Origin of the sequence: Massilia sp. DWR3-1-1, assembly GCF_049898325.1 — a bacterium.
Taxonomy (GTDB): Bacteria; Pseudomonadota; Gammaproteobacteria; order Burkholderiales; family Burkholderiaceae_D; genus JAFCUW01.
This window is the reverse complement of sequence record NZ_JAFCXL010000014.1, coordinates 1-23644: the sequence shown is the minus strand read 5'-3', so window position 1 is coordinate 23644 and position 23644 is coordinate 1. Positions and strand designations below refer to the sequence as shown.

The 23644-nt window shown below is 61.0% G+C and carries 17 protein-coding genes; 8 read left to right on the top strand and 9 right to left on the bottom strand.

All coding sequences use genetic code 11. The features are described 5' to 3' along the window. Positions 1-1161, top strand: coding sequence for a non-hydrolyzing UDP-N-acetylglucosamine 2-epimerase (wecB, locus tag ACP7EY_RS15590; protein ID WP_426195144.1), 1161 nt, complete (start codon positions 1-3; stop codon positions 1159-1161). 776 nt (positions 1162-1937) lie between these two features. On the opposite strand, the gene ACP7EY_RS15585 is transcribed toward wecB, so the two are convergent. The 3 genes from ACP7EY_RS15585 to ACP7EY_RS15575 are packed head-to-tail and all read right to left on the bottom strand — an operon-like array spanning position 1938 to position 5706. Beyond that, on the bottom strand, positions 1938-3149 hold the full coding sequence (locus ACP7EY_RS15585) for a hypothetical protein (protein ID WP_426195142.1): 1212 nt from the start codon (positions 3147-3149) through the stop codon (positions 1938-1940). Continuing rightward, positions 3146-4417: a glycosyltransferase gene (locus ACP7EY_RS15580; protein WP_426195140.1), complete on the bottom strand. Its 1272-nt coding sequence runs from the start codon at positions 4415-4417 to the stop codon at positions 3146-3148. Before ACP7EY_RS15580 ends, ACP7EY_RS15585 begins: the two co-directional genes overlap by 4 nt. After that, a complete protein-coding gene (locus ACP7EY_RS15575) occupies positions 4414-5706 on the bottom strand; it encodes a lipopolysaccharide biosynthesis protein (protein WP_426195138.1) in 1293 nt (430 codons plus the stop codon). The genes ACP7EY_RS15580 and ACP7EY_RS15575 overlap by 4 nt, the downstream gene beginning before the upstream one ends. A gap of 219 nt (positions 5707-5925) precedes the next feature. Between ACP7EY_RS15575 and ACP7EY_RS15570 the strand changes: the two genes are divergently transcribed. The 6 genes from ACP7EY_RS15570 (at position 5926) to ACP7EY_RS15545 (ending at position 12388) form a co-directional block, all read left to right on the top strand. After that, entirely contained in the window at positions 5926-7209 is a 1284-nt protein-coding gene (locus ACP7EY_RS15570) for a right-handed parallel beta-helix repeat-containing protein (protein WP_426195136.1), read from the top strand. Between the two features lie 288 nt (positions 7210-7497). Next, positions 7498-8727, top strand: coding sequence for a glycosyltransferase family 4 protein (locus tag ACP7EY_RS15565; protein WP_426195134.1), 1230 nt, complete (start codon positions 7498-7500; stop codon positions 8725-8727). Positions 8728-8772: 45 nt separating this feature from the next. After that, positions 8773-9972 carry a DegT/DnrJ/EryC1/StrS family aminotransferase gene (locus ACP7EY_RS15560; protein ID WP_426195132.1) on the top strand — a complete coding sequence of 400 codons (1200 nt, stop codon included), beginning with the start codon at positions 8773-8775 and terminating at the stop codon, positions 9970-9972. Beyond that, positions 9969-10574 (top strand): sugar transferase, encoded by a 606-nt coding sequence (locus ACP7EY_RS15555; protein WP_426195130.1) that lies wholly within the window; start codon positions 9969-9971, stop codon positions 10572-10574. The genes ACP7EY_RS15560 and ACP7EY_RS15555 overlap by 4 nt, the downstream gene beginning before the upstream one ends. Before the next feature lie 4 nt (positions 10575-10578). Further along, positions 10579-11184 carry a hypothetical protein gene (locus ACP7EY_RS15550; RefSeq protein ID WP_426195128.1) on the top strand — a complete coding sequence of 202 codons (606 nt, stop codon included), beginning with the start codon at positions 10579-10581 and terminating at the stop codon, positions 11182-11184. 19 nt (positions 11185-11203) lie between these two features. Then, positions 11204-12388 (top strand): acyltransferase family protein, encoded by a 1185-nt coding sequence (locus tag ACP7EY_RS15545; RefSeq protein WP_426195126.1) that lies wholly within the window; start codon positions 11204-11206, stop codon positions 12386-12388. 626 nt (positions 12389-13014) lie between these two features. Here ACP7EY_RS15545 and ACP7EY_RS15540 read toward each other — a convergent pair. From ACP7EY_RS15540 to ACP7EY_RS15515, 6 genes are all read right to left on the bottom strand, one after another. Then, positions 13015-15303: a polysaccharide biosynthesis tyrosine autokinase gene (locus tag ACP7EY_RS15540; RefSeq protein ID WP_426195124.1), complete on the bottom strand. Its 2289-nt coding sequence runs from the start codon at positions 15301-15303 to the stop codon at positions 13015-13017. A 16-nt stretch (positions 15304-15319) separates the two neighbouring features. Then, entirely contained in the window at positions 15320-16402 is a 1083-nt protein-coding gene (locus ACP7EY_RS15535) for a polysaccharide biosynthesis/export family protein (RefSeq protein WP_426195122.1), read from the bottom strand. A 340-nt stretch (positions 16403-16742) separates the two neighbouring features. Then, entirely contained in the window at positions 16743-18467 is a 1725-nt protein-coding gene (locus ACP7EY_RS15530; protein ID WP_426195120.1) for an energy transducer TonB, read from the bottom strand. Positions 18468-18484: 17 nt separating this feature from the next. Next, positions 18485-18835, bottom strand: coding sequence for a hypothetical protein (locus ACP7EY_RS15525; protein WP_426195118.1), 351 nt, complete (start codon positions 18833-18835; stop codon positions 18485-18487). A 1-nt stretch (position 18836) separates the two neighbouring features. Next, entirely contained in the window at positions 18837-19133 is a 297-nt protein-coding gene (locus ACP7EY_RS15520; protein ID WP_426195116.1) for a hypothetical protein, read from the bottom strand. A 113-nt stretch (positions 19134-19246) separates the two neighbouring features. Then, positions 19247-21553, bottom strand: coding sequence for a putative bifunctional diguanylate cyclase/phosphodiesterase (locus ACP7EY_RS15515; protein WP_426195114.1), 2307 nt, complete (start codon positions 21551-21553; stop codon positions 19247-19249). 298 nt (positions 21554-21851) lie between these two features. On the opposite strand from ACP7EY_RS15515, the gene ACP7EY_RS15510 reads away from it, so the two are divergent. Beyond that, positions 21852-22304 carry a DUF2061 domain-containing protein gene (locus ACP7EY_RS15510; RefSeq protein WP_426195112.1) on the top strand — a complete coding sequence of 151 codons (453 nt, stop codon included), beginning with the start codon at positions 21852-21854 and terminating at the stop codon, positions 22302-22304. The last annotated feature ends 1340 nt before the right edge of the window (positions 22305-23644 follow it).

Sequence of the window (23644 nt, the reverse complement as noted above, 5' to 3'; positions counted from 1 at the left end):
ATGCGCACGTACAAAATCCTCACCGTCATCGGCGCACGGCCGCAATTCATCAAAGCCAGTGTCGTATCAGCGGCGCTGGGTCAATCGGCCTGCCTACGCGAAGTGGTCGTTCACACGGGCCAGCATTTCGACGCCAATATGTCCGACGTGTTTTTTAATGAGTTCCGCATGCGCAAGCCTGATTACAGCTGCAGCATCCATGGCGGTTCCCATGGTGCGATGACAGGCCGCATGCTGATCAGTATCGAACAGATTCTGCTTGCCGAGGCGCCTGACGCCGTCCTCGTGTATGGCGACACCAATTCCACGCTGGCTGGTGCGCTTGCGGCCGTCAAGCTCGGCATTCCCGTGGCACATGTCGAAGCGGGCCTGCGTTCATTCAACATGGCAATGCCGGAAGAAATTAACCGGATCCTGACCGACCGCATCAGCCGGTGGCTGTTTGTCCCCACCGCCAGCGCCGCTGCGCAACTGGCCAGTGAAGGGGTGCCACATTCACGCATCCATTCTGTCGGTGACGTCATGTTCGATGTCGCACGCCGCCATGGCGCTCGCTGCGACCCGGACGGCGCGCTCCTCGGTGCGCTGTCGCGGGAGCATGGCATCACTGCTGGCGCTTACTGCCTGGCCACCATCCACCGCGCCGAAAGCACCAACCATGCCGATCGCCTGCGCGCGATTTGCGCTGCGCTGATTGCCTTGGGGCGCGAATTGCCCGTCATCTTTCCGCTCCACCCACGCACGCGCCAGACGCTACGGGGATTGGGTGCACTCGACAGCCTCGCCGCAGCGGTGCTGTTAATTGCCCCCCTCGGCTACCGCGACATGGTGCAACTGGAGAAATACGCAGCACTGATCGCCACCGATTCAGGCGGCGTGCAAAAAGAGGCATTTTTCCACCAGGTTCCCTGTGTCACCTTGCGCGATGAAACCGAATGGACCGAACTGGTGGATGCTGGCTGGAACCGCCTGGCGCCACCGACCAGTGCGGCAGCGATCTTGCTCGCCCTGCGCGCCGCGATAGGCACGCGCGGCCAGTCGGTCGCGCCCTACGGCGATGGCAATGCGGCTAAGCACATCGTCACCTGCCTGGAGCGGGAACTGGCTGGATCACCGCAACGCCAGTCTGACACGGCCATCGATGAAATCTACCCGAGCTAGAGTTAAGTACTAGCGACGAGATCATGATGATTTCTAGCTTCCATAAACGGCGCGATGGGGCCGTGCCCACCGCTCGCAGTGACAGCACTGCTAGCGGTGGCCCCCTGGCTTCGCCCCCGTTTCTGTTCGCAATGAATTCAATATAATTTTCCATGGGTACTTAGCCATGCCGCCGAGCCTGGCAACCAGCGTGATTTCTCCGGCCGCAACCCTACGAGAACGCTCGCAGGAGGCATGCTTTTCCTAGCGACATGCAGAGTGTGACATTGCTCCTGGGCACTCGTGCGCGTCTATCTCAGTGAGCGGGTAGGTGATCATCCCGACTGGGAATTTAAGAACGATTCAAGGAGGCCGCATAGGGTGCCATGCCAGACAACGCGATGCTGCACAGGGTTGTCAGGAGGCGCGAGCAAGGCCGCCGAAATGATTGACTAGGCCAGGGCTGGCATTCCAATACTGCGATCACTAACGAGTACCGCTATCCGCGCCCAAATCACCCCGACACCCGCAAACCGTCGCTGAGCTCAGTTGATAAAGTACGCTGGCGCAACACCTCATTTGGTTGAATGCGAGGCCTTGTCGACCAAATAAAAACGAGAAGTCGGCGAATCATGGGGATCCGTTCGATCACCCCCGACGAATCGTGAAATTAGCCGCATTGATGCGATCTTACGTCGATGTTCACCTTCCAGCTACGCAGCAAGGTGCGGGAATCGGTGTGGACTAGTCTGCGCCATCGAGCTTGCGCTCAAACGCGCGAAAAACAGTATTCATTTTCATGCTGAACGCTTTGGATTTAGAGGGGCGGCCTGGAACCGCGCAACTGGCGCGGCGACCATTGCCGGCACCGCTCGGCCGCGCAATCGCGTCGCCGCCAGCATCAATAAAAGCCAGATCGGCGCTTCGTAAAAAAACATTTTCTCGTTCAGCGGAATCAGAAATAGAATGGTCGAAAGTATCAAGCCATTTACCGCCACTGAACGCGCCAGTAGCAGTAGCAATGCTAGCGTGACGACAGCGCCGCCGCGGGTGACAAGGTTGAATGTGACGCCGATGTCCTGGTAGTAGCAACGCACACACGGATCCGAACCAAAGCCAACACCGAACATTTTTTCTTCAAGACTCTGCGTCATATAGGCATGCATACCTTCGACGCGGTGTGACAAGCTGCCGTCCTCGTGCTCAAAAAAGCGGTCTTCGAGATGGGTCAGCACGCCGGAGAAAAAAAGATAGGCGAAAATTGCTGCCGCCAATATGAGCAAGTGGCTCATGCGTATCCTGCTGCGCCACAGATAAGCCATCAGGGCAACTAACACCGGCACAAAATAGACGGACGAGCCCGAGTTGGTCAAGAAGATCGATAACACCGCGACAAACGCAATCCACAGTATTTTCGCGCTGAAGTCGGACGACAACAAGAGGACTGCGGTCAAACAAGCCATGTAGTTGGCGTAGGTGCCTGGTTCAACCTGGATGCCGGAAAACCGCGCGATGTTCAGATAGTCCTCGGCGAATCTGCTGTCAGAACCAAACAATACTTTGTGGAAATCGAAAATGCTGTGCGTGACCACGTAAAACATCAAAGCCTGGATGGCGATAAACAGGGCATTTATGATCAGCAGAAAAGCGACCGCGCTGACGAACTCGCGCCGCCAGCTGTAGCTCGCCTCAAACAACATCAGCGCGAGCGCACCATTGGCCAATATAAGTAAAGTGAACTGGGATGGCACGGGTTTGATGAATATCGTGTGCAGCACCACGCTCATGACGGCGATGGTCATCAACACCGCCGCCATGCGGATGGTCGCAGGTTTGAGCACGATCAGTGGCGCCATCATGCACATGCCGGCGCCAGCGGCCAAATACTTTGGAAACATGGTCGGATGCGGCCCTGATTGCTCGAACGGCGTGAACAGCAGGAACAAAGTCCCCAGTAATGCCAGAAACGCATAGCGAGAACCAAGCTTGGCGGCGATTAACTGGCTCACAGGTGCTCCATGCTGCGATGCAGCGCCTGACCGAATTGACCATAGTTGGTCTGCGCGTTGAAATGGGTTTGCCAGTACGCGAGCGCGCGCACTCGGTACGCTGCAGCAAGGCGCCTGTCATAAAATTTCAGCAGGGCTGCTGCAATGGTGGAGGCATCGGCATCTTCGTGAATGAGCACGCCATTGTCCGCATTGACAATTTCGCCACTGCCACCGACATCGGTGGCGATCATGGGAATCCCGGCTGAACTTGCTTCCATCAGACTGACAGGGATGCCTTCGCAATCACTGACATTGATGATGACATCGAAGGCGCTCTCGCGATAGAAGGCGACCACATCCGACTGCTGCATATAGCCTTTGAAAATGACTTCGACACGCCGTCCATCGAGAACCCGGGCCACCTGCGCCTGTAATTGCTGAAACAGTTCGCCGTCACCAATGTGGGTCCATCGTATCGACAAATCAGGATTCTGCGTCAGCAACACAGCGATCGCGTCGATGATCAAGTGTAGTCGCTTGCCCGGAACCATGAATGAACATGACAGGATGGACAAGGCATCGTCCTCAGGCTGGGGACTGACAAAGCCCGGATCATCAACACCTAGCCGCGCCAGATGAAAACGCTGCACCAAGCTAGGATACTTTCGTATGAGATAGCCCTTGCCGTGTTCTGAAATACAAAACACGGCATCAAGCCCAGTTGTAATGACGTCCGTGAGGCCCGCGTATCCCCCCGGACGGCGCTCCTCGTACAAATCACCTCCGTGGGCACGCGCGACGATGGTTGATCGATGGATTTCACCGACTTGGGACCGCTGTCTAAATGACAGGGCGCCGGCGATTTCAGGCACGATCCAGTAAAAATACACGAGGTCGTAATGCTTGCCGGCGGCCTGTTGCTGTTCGAGAAATCGTTCAAAAAGGCGCGCACGGTACAGCGTACGCGCGAGCTCTTTCAGATTTTCCAAGCGATGGGCATGCCTTAAAATGTAGCCCGCTTCACCAAGCCATTGATAGCGCCAAAGGCCTTCGACAAACGATTTGATGACGTGAAACACCCGACCGCCCCCCCAGCGCGCCCTTGCATACGCAAGATCGACAGCGTAGGCGACGTCACGCGGCGGTTTGTCGGGCGTAAAGAAACAAGGTACCAACGTTACCGTATCAAAGGTTTGCCCCATATAAGCGAGCTCTGCGGCTACAAAAGACTCGCCCTGGCCGTACGGATAGCCAGTGGTGACCATCAAAAGGTTGTTGGTTTTCATATCGGCACCGCCTGCACCTTGGCGACCATGATCCTCTTGTAAGCAATGACCGTGAACAGCGCAGTGCAGGAAAACGCAATCGTCGAGGCCAACGCGGCTCCTTGGACGCCCCACCGTGGAATGGCAAAGAGATCACCAACAATATTAATTGTCAGACAGAGCAAAGCGCCGCCGATATTGACGCCTTGGCACCCCATTCCGGCGAGCGAATTCGAAATCACGCTCATGTAGCTCCACAGCACAACCCCAGGTAACAAGGTCACGAACGGCAGCACACTGCCAACATAGTCCTGGCCGAAAATCCACGGAATGGCGAGCGGCGCAAGCATGCCCGCGAGCAGTGCACCGCTTCCGGTAATCAGCACGACAGTGAGCGCCACCTGCTCGATCATGCGCTGCAATTGCGCCGGGGTACGCCCCTTGGCTGCAGATTCGGGAAATACGATCATGGCAGCGGCACCCGACACCAGCCAGAATACTTCGGCAAGCTGTACTGACAACGCGTACGTGCCTGCCGCGCTGGCACCTAGCATGAAGCTGACGAGATACAGCGCCAGGCGATAATTGAGGAAGGTGATGACGTTGCTGACGTGTGCACGCAAGCCGAAACGCAGGGCATCGGCAAAGCGATGTTGCGCTTCCGCTGGCGCGCCGAAGCGGCTGATGCGGCGCTCGCTGGCGCACCACAAGGACAGCTGACTGAGTATGGTGCAGCTGATCACGGTGACGGGGGTAATTGCACCGAAGCTGCGCAGCAGCAGGATGGCCGCGCAAAAGACGAGTGGCTGCACCAGGAGCGTCAGGTTGTAACTTCGATAATCACGCTGGCCCTGGATCAGCGCCGACGACCACGCCGCCAACAACATCGTGGGAAACAGCAAACTGGCCATCAACGCCTCCTGCTTGCCGATGCCGGGCAGCACGCGGGCAATCAAAGGTGCGCCACACAATGCAAGTATCAGCGCGACAACGGCCCACAAGGCGGCGGCAAGCGCCCAGTTGGTGACCCGCATGCTGCCGTGGTTGCCAAGGCCACTGCTGAGGTGATACACGTGGCTCGGCCCGATACCGAGATTCAGGAAGGCAAACAGGGTCTGAGGCAGTAACAATAATGTGGCCAGCACGCCATTCTGCTGGGGGCCGAGAGCGCGAGTGGTGATCCACAGGCTTGTAAAATACAAAGCGCTGGCAAACACCTGGCGCGCCACGGTTGAGCCGATCGCCGCAGTCAAATTTGGGCGATTACCCTGCCTGGCGGCAGCATTCAACGAAGTGAAGAAATTTTTCATGAGTCCGGCATGGTCTGGATACGTCGCCTCCTTCCTGGAAGCGTTTCGACCAAGTATGAAATGCAATCCAGCTCATGGATTGAGAATTCGCAAGGCAGCGGACCGAACCCGGACTGATCGTCCCGGTTCCTTGCACCAGCGTTCGACTTGTTGATATCGATGCAAACGGCGTCGAATTCGACGAGTAAGATCGTCGCGTGTGCGATGAAAGGAAACCATGTGAACAAGCTGCTTGTTTGGCCGCCAACCATACTGGCGCTGGTTCTTGTATTGGCGTTCGGGTGCGCCATGGCATCAGCATGGTCCGTCGCGCCAGGTGCGGCCGGTTCGACGCCCAGCCCGACATTAAAATCTGCGCCAGCGGGCAACATTCTTCCCAGCGTGACCGTCGAGAACGCCCAAGCAGGCGCCGCCCAACGCAATCTCTACGTCAGCACCACTGGCGCCGACAGCAATCCGGGCACCGAAGATCTGCCGTTTCGCACCATCGAGAGGGCCGCGCGCTTGGCGCAGGCAGGCAGCACCGTTCACGTGGCGCCGGGCTCATATATTGGCACAATCGAGACCCGCAGCGCGGGGCTGCCAGCATCGCGCATCCGCTATCTGTCAACGGTCAAATGGGGCGCCCGTCTGCTGGGACAAGGCAAGGATGCCGTCTGGACCAACCGTGGCGATCATGCCGAAATCAGCGGCTTCGACATTAGCGGCAGCGGTCGCATCGGCATTCTTAATCTTGGCTCGCATACATTGATCGAAGGCAATCATGTCCATCATTTGAAGGTGAGCGGGGGCTGTACCGGCAATGGCGGTGCGGGCATTGATAACGGCAACTACGCGGGCTCCGATGGCGATATTGTCGGCAATATCGTCCATGACATCGGCACGCCGGGTGGATGCAACGGCGTTCACGGCATCTACTCGTCGAATAAGGGCGGACGCATTGTCAACAACCTGGTGTACCGGGTGTCGTCGTTCGGCATCCATTTGTGGCATGCCGCGACCCACGTCACTGTCGCCAACAACACCGTGTTCGCTAACGGCTCTACCAGTATGGGAGGCGGCATCGTACTGGGCAATGGCGATGGCCCTGGCGGCGGCTTGCTCAACCATACCAAAGTCATCAATAACATCGTTTATGACAACCCCTCGGTGTCAATCAAGGAATTCTGCTATCCCGGCCATGAGTGCACCGGGGCCAACAATACCTTTTCAAACAATTTGGTCTTCAATAATGGCCAGCCCATCCTGCTGCGTCACGGTCGCGCCAGGAATACGATCACGGCAGATCCACAGTTCATCGACTACCGCGCCGATGGCAGCGGCAACTATCAACTTCAACCGACCTCGCCTGCGATCGCCAAGGGCATGGCGCTCGCTGCGACAGGCGCGGAAGCTGGTGTCGGCAAGCGCGCAAGACGCCAGATCGACGTTGGCGCCAATATCCCCCAAGCACCATCTTCTTCCCACCTGTGCCTACCGGGAAAAGCCAAATCCGGCGTTTAGCGCAGCCCCCTGGTCGGCTGACAAGCGGCCAGGCCAGCGCCACGACATCTAACGGGGCGCCCACAACACGGTGACTGTGCCAGGGACGGTGAGCGACGAAGGCCCTCAATTGCGGTGCCCAGCGGCCAGACATCCGTGGGTACCGTACCGAACGGTTGCACTGCCGCTGCCCGCTCGACTTTCGCCCGATCAGGGCCGCCCGTTTGCGGGACTTCAATACGTAGCGAAGTACGCTTGATATCGTCCATAAGTGGCCGCACGACGGCCGTTTCGAACGACAGGCGTACCTTGAATATTCTACTAATCAACCATCACGCAGGCTCGTTGCAGCACGGGATGGAATATCGTCCGTACTACCTGGCACGGGCCTGGGTCGCCATGGGGCATCGGGTACGTATCGTTGCGGCTGCGCGCTCGCATGTGCGCCGTGAAGATCCTTGTTTGCATGGCCGCAGCCGCCTTGATCAACATATCGATGGCATCGAATACACATGGCTGAGCACGCCGGGCTACGTCGGCAACGGCTGGGGTCGTATCCGCAACATGTTGACCTTTCTGTATCGGCTGCATTACCTCGCCACCGCGCTGGCCCGCAGCTTTCGCCCGGATGTCGTCATCGCGTCAAGCACCTATCCGCTCGACATCTGGCCGGCGCACCGCATCGCGCGTCATGCTGGCGCCCGGTTGCTGTTTGAACTGCACGATCTGTGGCCGCTGTCGCCCATCGAGCTTGGGGGCTACGCCAGATGGCACCCGTTTATCGTGGCGCTGCAGTCTGCCGAAAATTTCGCCTGCCGTAACAGCGATGCCATCGTGTCCATGCTGCCCAACGTGCGCGCCCATCTGGAGGCGCACGGGATGGCATCGCACAAGCTGCACATTGTGCCAAACGGCACCGATCCCGATGAGTGGCGTCAGACCCCGGCCCCCCTGCCCGAAGCGCTTGCCGCCACCCTGGCCACGCTGCGTGGCCAGGGTGCTTTCGTGGTCGGCTTTGCCGGCGCGCACGGACTGGCCAATGCCCTCGACACATTGCTGAGCGCGGCCAGTCTGTTGCGCGATGTCCCGGTCCGTATCGTCCTGGTCGGCGCCGGTCCGGAAAAGCCCCGATTGCAGGCACGTGCACTTGCCGAACATCTCGATAACGTCTGCTTTCTGGACGCGGTGGGCAAGGACCAGATTCCCGCGCTGTTGCGCGCCTTCGATGTCGCCTATATCGGCCTGCAAAGGCAGCCCTTGTTCCGTTTCGGTATCTCGCCCAACAAGTTGATCGACTACATGATGGCCGGCCGTCCCGTGCTGCAGGCGATCGAGGCAGGCAACGACCCGGTTGGCGAAGCGCGTTGCGGCCTGACCGTGGCGGCGGAGAATCCACAGGCGGTCGCCTCCGGCATCCGCACCCTGCTGGCAATGACGCCTGCGGCGCGTGAAGAGATGGGCAGTAACGGCACCCGATTTGTTCTCGACAACCTTACCTACGATGTGCTCGGCAAACGCTTTATCGAGGCATGCGCCTGATCGCCGCGTGCATGCCAGACCTCTCCAACTCAACCGGAAATCACCATGAACGACCGCCTTCCCCCAGCATTGACCACCTCGCCCTTCCTGCCCTTCGCTCTGCCCGACATTGGCGAAGAAGAAATCGCCGAGGTGGTGGCGTGCCTGCGCTCGGGATGGGTCACCACCGGCCCCAAAACGCGCCAGTTCGAAGCCGATTTCGCCGCATATCTGGGGGGCGATGTGGAAGCAGTGTCGCTCAATTCCGCGACTGCAGGGCTGCACCTTGCGCTCGAAGCGCTGGGCATCGGCCCTGGCGACGAAGTCATCGTCCCCACCATGACGTTTACAGCAACGGCGGAGGTAGTTCGTTATCTGGGCGCCACACCGGTACTGGCCGACGTCGATGCCAATACCCTCAACCTGACCGCCGCTGCGGTCGAGGCGGCAATCACACATCGCACCAGGGCCATCATCCCCGTGCACTACGCCGGATTTCCATGCGACATGGACGCCATCCTGACGCTCGCGAAAGCTCATGGATTGCGCGTGATTGAAGATGCCGCCCATGCCTTTCCCTCGCTCTACAAATCGCGGCTGGTCGGCACCCTGGGAAGTGATGCCACCGTGTTCAGTTTCTACGCCAATAAAACCATGACCACGGGCGAAGGCGGGATGGTGGTAACGCGCAATCCGGAGATTGCCGCGCGCATCCGTATGATGCGCATCCACGGCATTCGCCAGGACGCATTTTCCCGCTACACGGCCACCACGCCATCGTGGTTCTACGAAGTGGTAGCGGCCGGGTTCAAATACAATCTCACCGATATTGCCGCCGCCATTGGGGTGCAGCAACTGCGCAAGATCGATGCCTTCCTGGCACGGCGACAACAACTCGCCGCAACTTACGCACGTGCGCTGCGCGACCTGCCCCTGCAGTTACCCGCGGATGCGGTCGCTGGCAGCGGCAACCGCCACGCGTGGCACCTGTACGTCGTTCGCCTGCGTCCTGATGCCGGTATCAGCCGCGACGCCTTGATCGGCCGCCTGTGCGAACAGGGTATCGGCACCAGCGTGCATTTCATCCCCCTGCATCGCCATCCTGTGTGGCGCAGTACCTGCCAACGCGCCAATGCCGAGTTTCCGGCCGCTGAAGCGGCATTCGCCGCCATGCTGAGCTTGCCGCTTTACACCAAGATGAGTGATACCGATCAGCAGCGCGTCATTACTGCATTAAACAATGCTTTCGCAGGAAACGTCACATGAGCAAGCGCCTGTTTGACCTGCTGGCATCAACGCTGGGGCTGCTGCTGCTGTCCCCCCTTCTTGTGGCAATCGGTGTCTGGATCCGCTGCGATTCCGCCGGTCCGGCCCTGTATCGACAACAAAGGGTGGGCCGCGGCGGCACCCTATTCTGGATCTACAAATTTCGCACCATGCGCGCCGAGTGTGCCAAGTCCGCCGCCAGCGCGCAGTTGACGGTGGGGCGAGACTACCGCATTACCCGCGCCGGACATTTTCTTCGCGCTTATAAAATCGATGAACTGCCGCAATTGTTCAACGTCATACAGGGTTCGATGAGTCTGGTCGGTCCACGCCCGGAAGTCCCGCGCTACGTCGCTTGCTATCCGGAGGCGGTGCGTAGGGAGGTATTGTCGGTGGCGCCCGGCATCACCGATTGGGCATCGATCGAATATCGCCAGGAAAATGCCATCCTCGGTGCCTCGATCGATCCGGAGCAGGTGTACATCGACCAGGTCTTGCCTGCCAAACTGGTGTTCTACCAGCGCTATGTCCGAGAGCGGACTTTCTGGCTGGATTTGCGCATTATCGGGGGCACCTTATCTGCCCTGGTGCGCTCGCGCTGATGCCATGTCGTGGGCCAACCTGATCCATCTTGGCGACTTGCCGCTGACAATGGCCGCCGCCGCCGCCGCCTTGGCCTGGATGGTGGCAAGCCGCATCTGGCGCCTGGCCTTCTGGTGGAGCGTGCTGTTCTTATTGGCTATTGCACTGGTAACGGCAACCAAGGTTGCATTCCTGGTTTGGGGAGCGTCGTCGCCCATGCCGGAATTTCGCGCGCTCAGTGGACACGCCACTGGCGCCACGGCCGTTTGCGTCATCGTGCTCTACTTGGCCGCGCACGCTTACGCCAGTCCGATGCGCAGCGCGGGCATCCTGACCGGCTTGGCCCTGGGGGCGATGATGGGTTTGCTGCTGGTGTTGAATGACGAACATAGTGTCGCCGAGGCGGCCGCCGGATGGTCGGTCGGCGCGCTCGCCAGCGTCGGTGCCATCCACCTTGCCGGCGAAGTTCATGCCCCTGTCGCCACGGCGCCGATCAGCATGCTCTGGGCCGGCGCAGTATTTTTGGCATGCACGGTCTTGCTACGTCAACTGCCCATTGGCTATCTCATGTGGCGCGTTGCCAAAGTCGTCGCGCGTCATGCCGGCGCACTGGCAATCGTGGGAGTCTAACCATCCAAGCGAGGTTCATATGCGTCATCCATTTTCATTGACTATCACCTGGAATGCCCATTCCGCCGATCGCGCGAACAACTGGCAATCGATTGTCATTGCCTTCGTGCGTGCGCTGGCGGCCATCGAAGTGGCAGCCTCCCATATACGCGCCTTGTTCTATCCGGGCATGCGCACGATTGCCGATCCTTCGCTGTGGTTTCAGGGCTTTGCCTTTTTCACCGGTTTCGGGCATCAGGCCGTACTGCTGTTTTTCATCATCAGCGGTTGGCTGGTGGGCGGCAGTCTGCTCGACAAATGGCAACAGCGCGACGTTATCGCCCACTATGCGATAGATCGGGTCACGCGACTGTGGACCGTGCTCATCCCCGTGTTTATCCTGACACTTCTGCTGGGAATCGCCAGTGGCCAGCTCGATGCCACGGCCATTGACTACGGGTCGACCAAGGACTTTTCGATGTTGACCTTGATTGGCAATTTGGTCGGGCTACAGATGATGGCCGTCCCCACCTTCGGCAACAACTTTGCTTTGTGGAGCTTGTCGAATGAAACCTGGTACTACTTGATGTTTCCCTTGCTAATTGTCATGGTGCGCACAACGCGCCTGGCCGTGCGCACCATGTGCGCCCTTTTTCTGACGCTGCTCACGCTGACTTTGCCGCCAGTAATGTTGTTGTATTTCGTGGTCTGGCTCATGGGCACAGCATGCTCGCGAATCCAGATCAATTGCAGCCGCTTCGCCCGCGTGGGATTTGTCGTGGCCGCCATGATCATGTCCGTGTATTTCCGTCTGACGGGGATCACCGACGATTTGTCCGCGGCGTCGTTCTTGTCGGACGTGGTGCTCTGTAGCCTGTTCCTCCTGGTCCTGTGCAGCTTGCAAAATAGCGCCGTGCCGAGCTCTCCCGTGACGCTGCGCTTTGCCGCGATCGGTCGTTACTTTGCTGAATTCTCATTCACCCTGTACGTGATCCACGTCCCTCTCATTCAGATGATGAAACACGGCATTCTCAAGCTTACCGGTGTCGGCCAACTGTCCCCCTCCAACCCGGTACATCTGGCATGGTGTGCGGGCATGCTTTGCTTGGTTATCGCCAGCGCATGGCTGTTCTATCTCATGTTCGAATCGCGCACGCCGACAATCCGGAAATGGGCCAAGCGAAAGCTGCTGCGTGCAGCGCCGCAAGGGGCGGTTACAGCATGAGCACACGCGACCACGGAGGATCATGTCGAACGACTTCGTCTCAGCCCCATTTTACGGAGCCTGCCCGTTGGTCGGCCACATTCCCCCCTCCGCAACATGGTCAACTTGAGCCAATACGTTTACTGATTCGTGGACGAGTACGCGTGGCTTAGCAGGAAAAGTTTCACGAGCGATGCGTAACCATTCTCGATCAAGCACAGCTGGGGTGTCTCTTTGTTGACGGTCGCTCAAGCTGCTTCGAAAGCAGCGCAAGGCAACGCGGGAGTGCCGGCAAAAGAAACCGCGAAATGCGAACGCATAGCGCGTCGATCGTTTACTGGCCTGCCACGCGCAGGATCTGATGTTGAATTGCGAACTGGCTGCAAGATCAAACCAGGGTCGGAGGCCACCAAACAACAGCCGTCCTGATAAATATTTCTAGGTGTGATCACCTCCAGCAGCTATCGCCTGCCGAGCTTGATCCACCATCACCCCGTCAAAAGTACGTGCTCGGCAAGGACATAGATCGCACGTGCCAGCAGCCCGTCCGCGACCAATACGGCTCGATCATGATCGTCATTGCAGGGGTTCCGTGTATTCGTGGGGGGGACGCAACTGTCAGTGTCGTCAGGGGACCGGACGATGATTCAAGTTTCGAAGCCGACGCGTGGGGGTGCCTCATAACTGTAATGCGCCCGCCTCTGGCCAAGGCGTACTGCCATATCATTGAACAGCACACCTTGGGGCGCGATACCGGCATGATTAAGACGCTTGATCGATTCGTTGATTTCGCTTTCGGTAGTCATTCCTGCACGGGTAAGAATAAACACCGCGCCGGCGTGTGCGCCAACAATCAAGGCGTCGGCGACCGCCAGGATGGGGGGCGGATCGATCAGCACCAGGTCGTAGTTGGCGCTGACGTTTGCAAGCAGTTGTGCAAAATTGAGTCGCAGCAGTAACTCCGAGCGATTTGGCGGCAAGGGGCCGGTGGCTATGAAGTCGAGGTTCTCGAGCACATTCTTATAAATGATATTTTCGATGGTGTCGGCGCCGCTGATGGCTTTGGTCAATCCGTTCTCGCGGTCGACACCAAAATAGCGCTGCAGATGCCCATGCCGCAAATCCGCATCAATCAGCAGCACGCGTTTGCCGCTGGAGGCGACGACGGCGGCAAGATTGGCGGCGATAAACGACTTGCCCAGGTTCCGGGTGGGCCCTGACAGCATGACGATATTGTTTTTAAAGTGCGGCATTGAAAACTGCAAGGCGGCCCGGAAGCTGCGCAAACTTTCGATCGCAATGTCGTCAGGCGCTTGTGTCGCTAGCAAGGGCAAGCCGGTCACACCACCGCGCGCCTTGCGTGCGAGCCGGTCTTGATTGTCGCTGTGGGGTACGGTGGCGTAGACGACGCGGGCATGCAGCATACTTTCTATTTTTCCAGGTTCATCGATACCGCTGCGAATGGCTTTGCGTGCCAGCGCCAGCACAATACCGAGGAACAGTCCAATGATGGCGGCCAGGGCGACAATCAAGGGGCGATTCGGGCGCACCGGCCGTTCAGGTGCCATCGGCGCATCGATCAGGCGTACATTGCTGACCCGTCCCACGGAGATCAGCCGCAATTGCTGAGCGGTGTTCGACAGCGCTGTGTACAAGTCCGTGTTGACCTTGATTTCACGCGTCAGGCGGGTTTCATCCTGTTCCAGCGACGGCAGCGAGCGAATACGCTTGGCGACATCGTCGATCTCGGCGTCCACTTCGCGTCGCTGGCCGTTGATGCCCTTGACGATGGGATGGTCTTCTGTGAACCGCGACAGCAATTCGGTTTTCTTTTGCATCAGATCGAGCCGCCGGGTGCGCGCCGCTGCGGCCTGCTGCAGGCTCATGCGTGCCTCTTCACGCAAGTCAATGGTGCCGTGGGCATTGCGAAATTGGTTGTACCGGTCCTCCGACTGCTCAAGCTGGCGCTTGAGAATGGGAAGTTGTTGATTGAGAAATGCCAGCGATTTTTCCGCTTCCTCGGTTTTTCGCGCCAGATTCTGGCGCAAATATTCGCGTCCGATGGCGCTCAGTAACATATTGATTCGCTTGGCGTTTTCACCCTGCAGTTTGACTTCGATCACCCCCGACTGCTTGCCCTGCTCGGTGATGACCATGGCGCTCTGGATCCGCTCGATGGTGCCGAGTCGGGCCAATCGGCGCATCCGGAACTGGGCGCCCGGCAAGGCGGTGATCTGCGCCACTTTTAACTGCATGGTGCCGTCCGAGGTGGGCACCACATATTGCTGGCCTACCTTGGCGTCGAACGTGGGCGCGCCGTGGCCACCACCGAAACGGTAGCGATCCGTGCCCAAAGCGGTGATGACGAACTCTTTTCCCAGCAAGGCATCGGGCACGTTGAACACGCCAGCTTCGAGCTTTTCCCCACCCCACACAAAGCCACCCCAGCCGAAAATACCTGGCTGGGACAGGGCGCCCCTCGAACGGTCGGCCATCCACGAGCCGGCGATCGGGAAGTACACAGGCTGGACCTCAACGTACAACTGCAAGTTGTCGACGGCGCGCGAGATCACCATGCGTGAACGCAGTAATTCCATTTCGGCGATGGCAGCTTTTTTGGTCTCGAACAGCGACGATGCCTCGCTAAGGATATTTTTCGACGCGTTCGGACTTTCCTCCTCGACGTGAATCATCAGGTTAGCTTCATACACCGGCTTGGCGACGAGCGCATAAAACAGGGCGCCCACCGTCAGCAAGGCGGTGATGATGCCGATCAGCCAACGACTGTCATAAATGGTGTTGAAGTAGGTTTTGAAGCTGACCGGCGTTTCGTCCGGCGGCAGTGGGGGGCTCGACGGATCGAGGCGCATGCTCAGGGTCGATGGCTGATGCACGACCTGCGACAAGGGGTGCTGCTGGTTGGGAAAGTCCATCATGAGGCTCCGGCAGTGCTCACGGTTTGGCGACCGTGGCGGCCGAGGTCAGCGCACCTGGAATGAGCAGGCTGAGACTGCGGTTCCAGTTGGCCAGCGGCGAGGCGGCGACGAACACCACGTCTTTCGGCGCCAGTTCAAATCCCTCCGCCATGGCCAGGGCTCCCGTAACGCGGGCGTCGAGCTGATACACGCGCACTTCTTCGCCCGACTTGCGCACCACATACACCTGCCGCGAGTCGCCTGACAGCGGGCTGACCCCGCCCGACTCGCCCAGGGCTTCGTTCAGGCTCAGGCGACCGTTGTGCATCGTCAAGGCGCGCGGGCTGACCACTTCACCAGTGACGAACACCTTGCTTTCATCACGCGAGTGCACGCGGACGATATCGCCATTGGCCAGCATGACGGCACCCGGATTAATGCCTTTCTGCACCAATTCGCGCAGGTCGACGCGGTAGCGGACGTCGCCACGCTCGAGCACGAGCCGGCTCTGGTCGGCCGTGGGCAACATACCGCCGGCACGGTTGAGGGCCTCCGTCAGCGTCATGGGGATGTCATTGATGGGCTGCAGGCCGGGCGAGCGCACTTCGCCATCGATATACACGCGCCGGCTGCGAAACGCCTGTACGCGCAGGGTGACATTCGGGCTGGCAATGTATCTGGCCAGCTTGCCGGCCAGCAGGTCACGCGCCTGATCCTCGGTCAGGCCAGCCAGTTTGATGTTGCCGGCGTAGGGGAACTGCACTTTGCCCTCGTTGTCAACGACAAAGCCATTGGGTGGCGCGCCGTTCGGCCCCAGTTCGGCGGCGCCGGTCGCCGGGGTGACGATGGTGCCGCCCAGTTCAGGATGGTCCCAGACGACGATCGATAAAATGTCGCCACGGCCGATGGTGTAGGCCGGTGGATTGCTGACGATCAGCGAGGACAGATCCTGGCGTACCGCCGCTTCGCGCTGTTGTTGTTCAGAGGCGATCAACTGGGGTGTGATGAGAATGGTGGGTGGCGCCTTGTCAGCGCGCGCCGAACCGGCCGGCGTGGCTTGCTGCGCGCCTGTCAAGCTGGCGCAAGCACCCAGCATTGCCGCCACGATCAGCGCCGACACTGGACCCAGCGCTGCACGAACCGCACGATGGCGGCCAAGTAAAGAAAGAAATTGCGTCATAAGTAAGCCCGTTCTCGCCCAACCGTTGCTAACAACTTGCTCAAGCGTCGCCCGGCCGTTGCAGCACTGAAGCACCGCATGACAGCGGCATGAGAACTCAGGGTAAGGCCTCGGGTTGGGCGGGCTTTGCCGCATATCAAAGTGATCGCTCAAGCAAAGCGGAGCGCGACAGACTTTAAAAGTGGCCCGGTGGGGCGCGATGGTGACGGCATCATGCCGGGCATCGATCCCACCGCTGATGCGGCGGGCCCAGGCGCTCGGGTACCGATGGAAGAAATTCCTAGCGAACTTCTTCCAACAAGCGCAAGGTATCGGTGAAACTCCAGACGCGGCGGATATCGATGACGTCGTAACGCGCGGCGATGTTTGGCGGAAACGCGGAATAGCGTGCGTTGACCCGGATGATGCGGCGCACTGCCTCGTCCACCTGCGGCCGTCCGCTCGAGCGCAATATGGTCACCTCGTCGACACTGCCGTCGCTGCGTACGGACATGCTCACCAGCGGCTCGATGCGCACCCGGTCGGCGTCCTGCGGGGCGAAGGCGATGCCGCCATTGCGTTCAATCTTCATGCGGATGCTGTCGACGTACATGCGCAGCACCACGTCGCGCTCGCCGGTCCCCACCGTCACCCGCCGGGCACCGCGCGCGTCCTCGCCGTGCACTGGCGGCGCCCCGCCGAGCAGGTCGACGCCGCGCGCCAGTTCGCGCACCCGGTTGGCGGCCGCGCTGCCAAGGGGCGCGCGATTGGCGCCAGGTCCGGCGCCGCCCGCGCCCGCGCCCGCGCCAGTGCCGCCGCCGTCGACGGCGACAGCGCGCGCGCGCTCAGCTGCCGCGCCACGTTCGGCCTGCTCCCGGCTAGACTGTTCGCGCGCTGCCTGCTCGCGCGCTGCCTGTTCCTGCTGCTCACGCACGCGTTCCTGCTCCTGCCGCGCCGGTTCCGCCTGGCGCCGTTGCTCGGCCAGCCTGGCCTGCACCTGCTGTTGTTGGCGTTCCTGCTGCGCCTTCAGTTCGTTGAGCTCGGACAGTTCGCGCTGCGCTTGTTGTTGCCGCGCTTGCTCGAGTTGGCGCCGCGCCTCGGCCTGCCGACGTTCGTCGGCCAGCGCCTGCTCGCGCTGCAGGTCGGCGCTACGCTGGCGGGCCGCAGCCTGCTCACGCTCCGCCTCCCGCTCACGCCCCGCCTGCTGCTGCAGCGCCGCCGCCTGCTCGCGCACCGCCTGCTGCTGGAGAGCCGCCTCGCGTTCGCGCGCCGCCTGCTGCCGGAGCACCGCCTCTTGCTCGCGTAGCGCCTGCTGCTGGCGCAGATCCGCCAGGCGGCGCTCTTCGGTATGCTGGCGTTGCAGTGCCTGCGCTTGGCTCGTCACCGTGGCCAGCGCTTGGGCATCGGCATCGGCTTGGGCTTGCGCCTCGGCCAGCTTGTGCGCCGTCTCCGCCTGGCCCGGGTCGTCGGGTGGCGTAGCCACCACGCGCGCCTCGACAGGCGCCTCGACGCCCTCCTGCGCATCGGCCGGACTGACGGTTTTTCGCTCCGCCTCCAGCGGCTGCGGCATCGGCAGCGTGAAGTCGTTGCGCGCCTGATCCTGGGCGATCACCCTGGTGCGCTGTTCGACCTTGTCGCGTGGCGCCAGCGCCGTGCTGATGCGTCGCGGCGTGACCGCGCGCACAGGAGACACCGGCGTCACCGGCGCCGGCTGCGACGCCACCAGGCGCATGCCGGCCGGCGCTGGCGGCGCGCTGGCCACGGCGCCTGCCCCGTCGGGAACTGGCGCCGGCGCCGGCGGCGCCACCACCTGGCCGTCCGGCGCCAGCGAAATCAGCAGCGGCGGCGACGGTTGCGGCGCACCGCCACCCGGCCCTGGCGCGCCGAACCGAAGCAGCAGCAACAGCGCGTGCGAAACGGCCGACAAGCCAAGGCCCAGCAGCAGGCGGCGCGAGGACTTGTCGGCGCCCCGCACGGGCGCTTCGCGGTCAAGCGCGGCGGTGGCAAGGGGGGGACGAAGGCGCATCGGAATCGGTACCGGCGCTAGCGGCGACGTGCCGCTTTGCCCGCCCGCACCGCACGTACTGCGGCGACCCAGTCGCTGCCGCCACCGGCCAGCGCGGCCTCGACCACCTCCACCGGCAGGCTGTACACCGAGGCCCAGGCGCCGCGCCCATCGGCCGTATTGGTGGGAAAATCATGACGCTCGATGGGCCAGCCGTACTTGCGTATGAGCGCGCGGATGACCGTGTTGAGGGCGATTTTTCGATGTTCGAACAGGCTTTCGACGCCGGCCATGTCGTCGCTCGAAAGCAGCACCACCAGCGTCTGGGAGCGCAGCGAAGTGCCGATGGTGGGGAAGCGCCCTGGGCTGGGCATCTTGACGCTGGCCATGTCAGGCCGCCTGCGCCGGCGGCGCCGACAACAGCGCGGCCGCGCTGGACACGGACTCGAGGTGATTGGTGCTCACGCCCGCCGTCAGCGGCTCGAAGCAGGCAGGCAGCAGCAGGCCGGGCCAGGTGGCGTTGTCGATGGCACCGTCGAACGTCGCGTCGAGGCCGGCGATACGCTGGCCTCGGGCGAGGTCGGATTCGGTACACGGATGGTCAAGCGGTACGGCGCCGCCGGAACCGGGCAACTGCCTGGCGAACAACCCCGTCGACAGCGATAACTTCTTGAAAAACACGGACATGCCAGCCTTGTCGAAAGACCGGCGCGATGGCGCCAGCCGGGAGAGTTGGCCAGATTGTACTGCAGGTTCAAACGTCTGCGGCAACGATGGCCTGGCCACGCGACGGCAGCGACTCAGGCAGAGGTCAGCAGGCGCCCCGCCCCATCGATCCGGGCCAGCAATTGCGCCAGCGACAACGGCCTGGCAAACAGGAAACCCTGCATCCCCGGGGCGCCGTTGGCGGCCAGGTAGCGCGCCTGCGCCTCGGTCTCGACGCCTTCGGCCACCACCCGCAGTCCCAGGTGCCCGGCCATGGCGATGATCCCCTGGACAATTGCCGTGCCGTTGGCATCGCCCGGAGTGTCGCGAATAAAACTGCGGTCGATCTTCAGTTCGAACAAGGGCATGCGCTTGAGATAGGCCAGGCTTGAATAGCCGGTGCCGAAATCGTCGATCGACATGCGAATGCCGAGCGCCGCCAGTTGGTGCATGCGGTCGATCACGCTGTCCTGGTGGTCCACAAACAGGCCTTCGGTGACTTCGAAGATCAGCTGATCGGCCGGCGTCGCCGTCTCGCGCAGCAGCGTGACGACCTGCTCGACGAAATCGGGATGGCGAAATTGCGAAGGGCTGACGTTGACCGACAGCGGCATGGCGTGCCCCGCGCGCGCCAGCACGTGCCAGGCGTGGCAGGCCTGGCGCAGCGCGAACTGGCCCAGTTCGACGATCAGCCCGCACTCCTCGGCCACCGGGATGAACTGGTCCGGCGCCACCATGCTACCGTCGGCGCGTTGCCAGCGCATTAACATTTCGGCACCGGTGGCCATGCCCAGGTGGTCGACCTGCAGTTGGAGGTGCATCGACAGTTCGCCGTTGTCGAGGGCAGCGGCCAGATCATCCTGCATGCCAAGGCGCAGCTCCATCTGGGCGCGCATGGTGGCCTCGAACAGCGCTACCCGGTTGCGCCCGCCCGCCTTGGCGCGGTACATGGCGGTATCGGCTTCGCATAGCAGATCGTGCACGGTGGCGGCGCGCTCACCGATGAGGGTGACGCCGATGCTGGCCGACGACTGGTAGCCCTGACCGTCGATGGCGAAGCCTTCCGCGACCGCATGGCGGATGGTTTCCGCCACCCGCAGCGCCGCCGCCGTGGCCACGTCGGCATCGTGGCCCAGGCGGCCCAGCAGGACGACGAATTCGTCGCCGCCCAGCCGCGCCACGGTGTCGAACTTGCCCACCAGCGCAGCGAGGCGGTCGGCGGCGTTGGTCAGCAAGGCGTCGCCCACGGCATGGCCGCGGGCGTCGTTGACGACCTTGAAGTTGTCGAGATCGATGAACATCAGCGCGGCGTGGCCATGGCCGGCGCCCGCCTCGACCAGCAGGGCCTCGAGCCGCTCCATCAACAGGCGGCGGTTGGGCAGGCCCGTCAACACATCATAAAAGGCCAGCCGGTGAATGTGCAAAGCCGATTTCTTGCGCTCGGTGATGTCGCGGGCGATGCCGACCCAGTGGGTCTTGACGCCGCCGGCGTCGGCGAACGGCTTGAGTTCGAATTCCACCCAGTACGACTGGCCGCTACGGGTGGCGTACTGCAGCTCACTGGTGACCGCCTCGCCACGATCGATGGCCGCGGACAGGCGTGCCACCTCGGCCGGATCGGAATCGGCGCCCAGCAGGATGCGCCAGCTGCCGCCGAGCACTTCGGCGCGGGTGTAGCCGGTTTGACGCTCGAAGGCATCGTTGACGAAAATGATCGGCTGATCGGCACCGGGGCCGTCGACGATGCGCGCAATGAGCACCATGTCGCTCAGGCGCGCCAGCGCGGCGGCGGTCAGGCTCAGCTCCGCATTCATCGCGTGCAGCTGTAACTGGCCCTGGTGCAGCGACGCCGCGGTGGCGTGCAATTGGCTGATCGAGCGCGCCAGCCGCTGCAGCAGGAACGCGCACAGCAAGGTGATCACAGCGGACACAAAGGCGTAGTTGACGGTGATGACGACCGCCTGCGCGGCACTGTGCTGCATCGACCCGAGCAAGTGCAGATGACCGACATCGGCATAGCTGATGCCAAGCACGGCGGCACAACCGATCAGCAAGGTGACGAGCGCCGCACCGGTTCCCAGCATCAACGCCGCCATCACCGGCGCGGCGATCAGGTACAGCTGGCTGGCCGGGCCGACCGTGACCATCAGGCCGCAGCCGATCACCAGCACAATGGCCAGGAAATGCAGCACCCGGGTGCGGTAGGCCATGCGCTGCGCAAGGCGCAACACGGCCAGCCACGCCAGGGCAATGATGTCGAGCACAACCACCACCCAACTGCCGCCGCCGACCAACAGCACGATACTGGGTATCGCCGTGAGTACGCCGAGCATCAGGATGACGGACAAAACGGCATTAAATGCCTGGTGGCGCCAGTGGGCGAGGGAGTCGTACGAATTCAAGGAGAAGCCTTCTCGGATCACCCGCGAGGGCGATGGCGCGTCATGCACCGGGGAATTTATTGCGTGTGATTATCATAGACTTGACGCACGGCAATGTCACGGGGTTTGCCTAGAGTGTAAATTCTAAGCAACCTAAATTGTGTATTAGTAATTTTCTGTAAAGCCTGATGCTTAATGTTTCCCGCACATCAATCCGCAGGCCGCCGGGGAATAGCCTGCAACTATCCCGGTCGTTGAAACAATTGTTCCCCGATTTAGATGAGAACGATTATCATTTAGTTTTAGCGGACGGGATGCGATGATGATAACGGCAGCGAAACGGGCAAGTCAGCTTGCCACCCATATCGGTATCGGCTTCCTGGTGGCGGCCACCCTGTCGGGCTCGGCAATACTGGGGGGCCTGGCAATGCTGATCGAGCCGCTCATCAATGTGATGATGCTGCCATTTCACGAGCACGCCTGGGCGCGGCGCCAGGCCCTGGCCACATCGGACGGCGGGCGCTACGCGCTGGTGGCGGCCGAAAAAATCAGCCAGACGGCCCTGCATGCAATCGTTGCCTTCGTCGTCATGTTCAGTGTGACGGGCTCGGTGGCCTGCGGCGGCATTGCCGCGCTGGTCGAACCGCTGTGCAATGTGCTGGTGATGCCCGTGCACGACCGGTTGTGGGAACAGTTGCGCCGACGGCTGGCAACTAGCCGCGACGCTGCGGTTCACCCGCACCTGTTTGCCAAGGGCGCGGCTGCGGACTGACTTCGCGGACGGCGACGCACAGTGCCTCGCGACGGCCTCGTGCAGTTCGCTCATCGCCCTGCCCGCCTCATCGGCTGGCGTACTTCCTGGCTCCGGCAACGCAAGCGACGGGTGTTAGCGTCGCGCGCAACATCGTCTTCGCCATGCTGGCACGCGCACTGTCGTCGTCGAGGGCACGCAGACCATTCAAGGCTAGCCGCCAGGCAAGGGCAAGCGCCGGAAATATTGATTGTGTGGCCTGATTAGGCCTTGAGTTCGCTTCACCGCTGATGGCCTGCTCACACAAGAAATGAATAGTAAAGGCACGGCCGCTGCTGACACTGAATTCTTTGACCGTGGACGGTTCCTAGAGGCTGTGGCACGGGATAAGGCCAATGTAGCCGCCCAGCTTGCCAATGGCAATGCCGACTGCGAAGCCGGCCTTCGCCCCTTCTAGCCTACCGAACAAAGAAAGGAACACACCCATGACACCAGCAGAAAACTACCTTGCCCGCCTTTACGGGCAGGCAGTTGACGTCCAGCTTGACGTACACGCCATTCTCCGCCACCTTAGCGCCTGTGGCGTCCTCCGCAGCGCTGCACAGGTAGCGTATGACCTTACGCGCGCTTATGGCTTCTACGGCTACGCCGCCAGCCCCCCTGCCCCAGCATTACCGGATGTGGCTGCATTCGACGCCGCAATTGGCTGGTAGGTCAGCCGGTTTGCGGTACTAACTTACATTGGCAATGACGACAAACACGGGCGTCATTCAGGACGAATTCGCGGCAGTCGGGGCACTTTACGTGCGTCCTCGGGGTCGGTGCATCCTTCGCCTCCAACACTGACGGCAGCACCGCAACGGCGATCAGGGCGAATATCCCGAACACCAAGCCAAGCAGAAACCACACGCCAGCAAACCGTCCCTTGCTGTTTGCGACAATCCAGCACATTACCGCGCAGCCGAACCACGCTATCAATAAGAACTCCACCACGCCCCCTTTATATTTCCAATTCGACAATCTTACACGCGACAAGCTGAACGGGGAATAAATTTAAGCACTGCATTTGAGCCCTCTGTCCAACAAGGTATACTTTCCTGACGAGTTCGCTTGCCTACCTCATGCCCCGCAACTTCTGTCCAACAAGTATGTCTCAAGACTTTATTTACACATTCCAGAAAGTTCCATAGACTTCATGAACACATCAAGCAAAGGGGAACACAATAAGCACAGGCCAGACAGCCCCCTATGTCAGCATAGTTGTCGCGTCATCTGATTTATCGTAACCGTACTGGGGGCGGAGTAAAAGAGCAGCAGTGAAGCACTATTCAGCAGAGCGCAAGGAAGCACTTTTGCGGCAG

Coding starts and splice junctions, on each gene's coding strand:
- wecB (WP_426195144.1), top strand. CDS start 1: ATGCGCACGTACAAAATCCTCACCGTCATCGGCGCACGGCCGCAATTC.
- ACP7EY_RS15580 (WP_426195140.1), bottom strand. CDS start 4,417: ATGAAAACCAACAACCTTTTGATGGTCACCACTGGCTATCCGTACGGC.
- ACP7EY_RS15575 (WP_426195138.1), bottom strand. CDS start 5,706: ATGAAAAATTTCTTCACTTCGTTGAATGCTGCCGCCAGGCAGGGTAAT.
- ACP7EY_RS15560 (WP_426195132.1), top strand. CDS start 8,773: ATGAACGACCGCCTTCCCCCAGCATTGACCACCTCGCCCTTCCTGCCC.
- ACP7EY_RS15555 (WP_426195130.1), top strand. CDS start 9,969: ATGAGCAAGCGCCTGTTTGACCTGCTGGCATCAACGCTGGGGCTGCTG.
- ACP7EY_RS15550 (WP_426195128.1), top strand. CDS start 10,579: ATGTCGTGGGCCAACCTGATCCATCTTGGCGACTTGCCGCTGACAATG.
- ACP7EY_RS15545 (WP_426195126.1), top strand. CDS start 11,204: ATGCGTCATCCATTTTCATTGACTATCACCTGGAATGCCCATTCCGCC.
- ACP7EY_RS15540 (WP_426195124.1), bottom strand. CDS start 15,303: ATGATGGACTTTCCCAACCAGCAGCACCCCTTGTCGCAGGTCGTGCAT.
- ACP7EY_RS15530 (WP_426195120.1), bottom strand. CDS start 18,467: ATGCGCCTTCGTCCCCCCCTTGCCACCGCCGCGCTTGACCGCGAAGCG.
- ACP7EY_RS15525 (WP_426195118.1), bottom strand. CDS start 18,835: ATGGCCAGCGTCAAGATGCCCAGCCCAGGGCGCTTCCCCACCATCGGC.
- ACP7EY_RS15520 (WP_426195116.1), bottom strand. CDS start 19,133: ATGTCCGTGTTTTTCAAGAAGTTATCGCTGTCGACGGGGTTGTTCGCC.
- ACP7EY_RS15510 (WP_426195112.1), top strand. CDS start 21,852: ATGATGATAACGGCAGCGAAACGGGCAAGTCAGCTTGCCACCCATATC.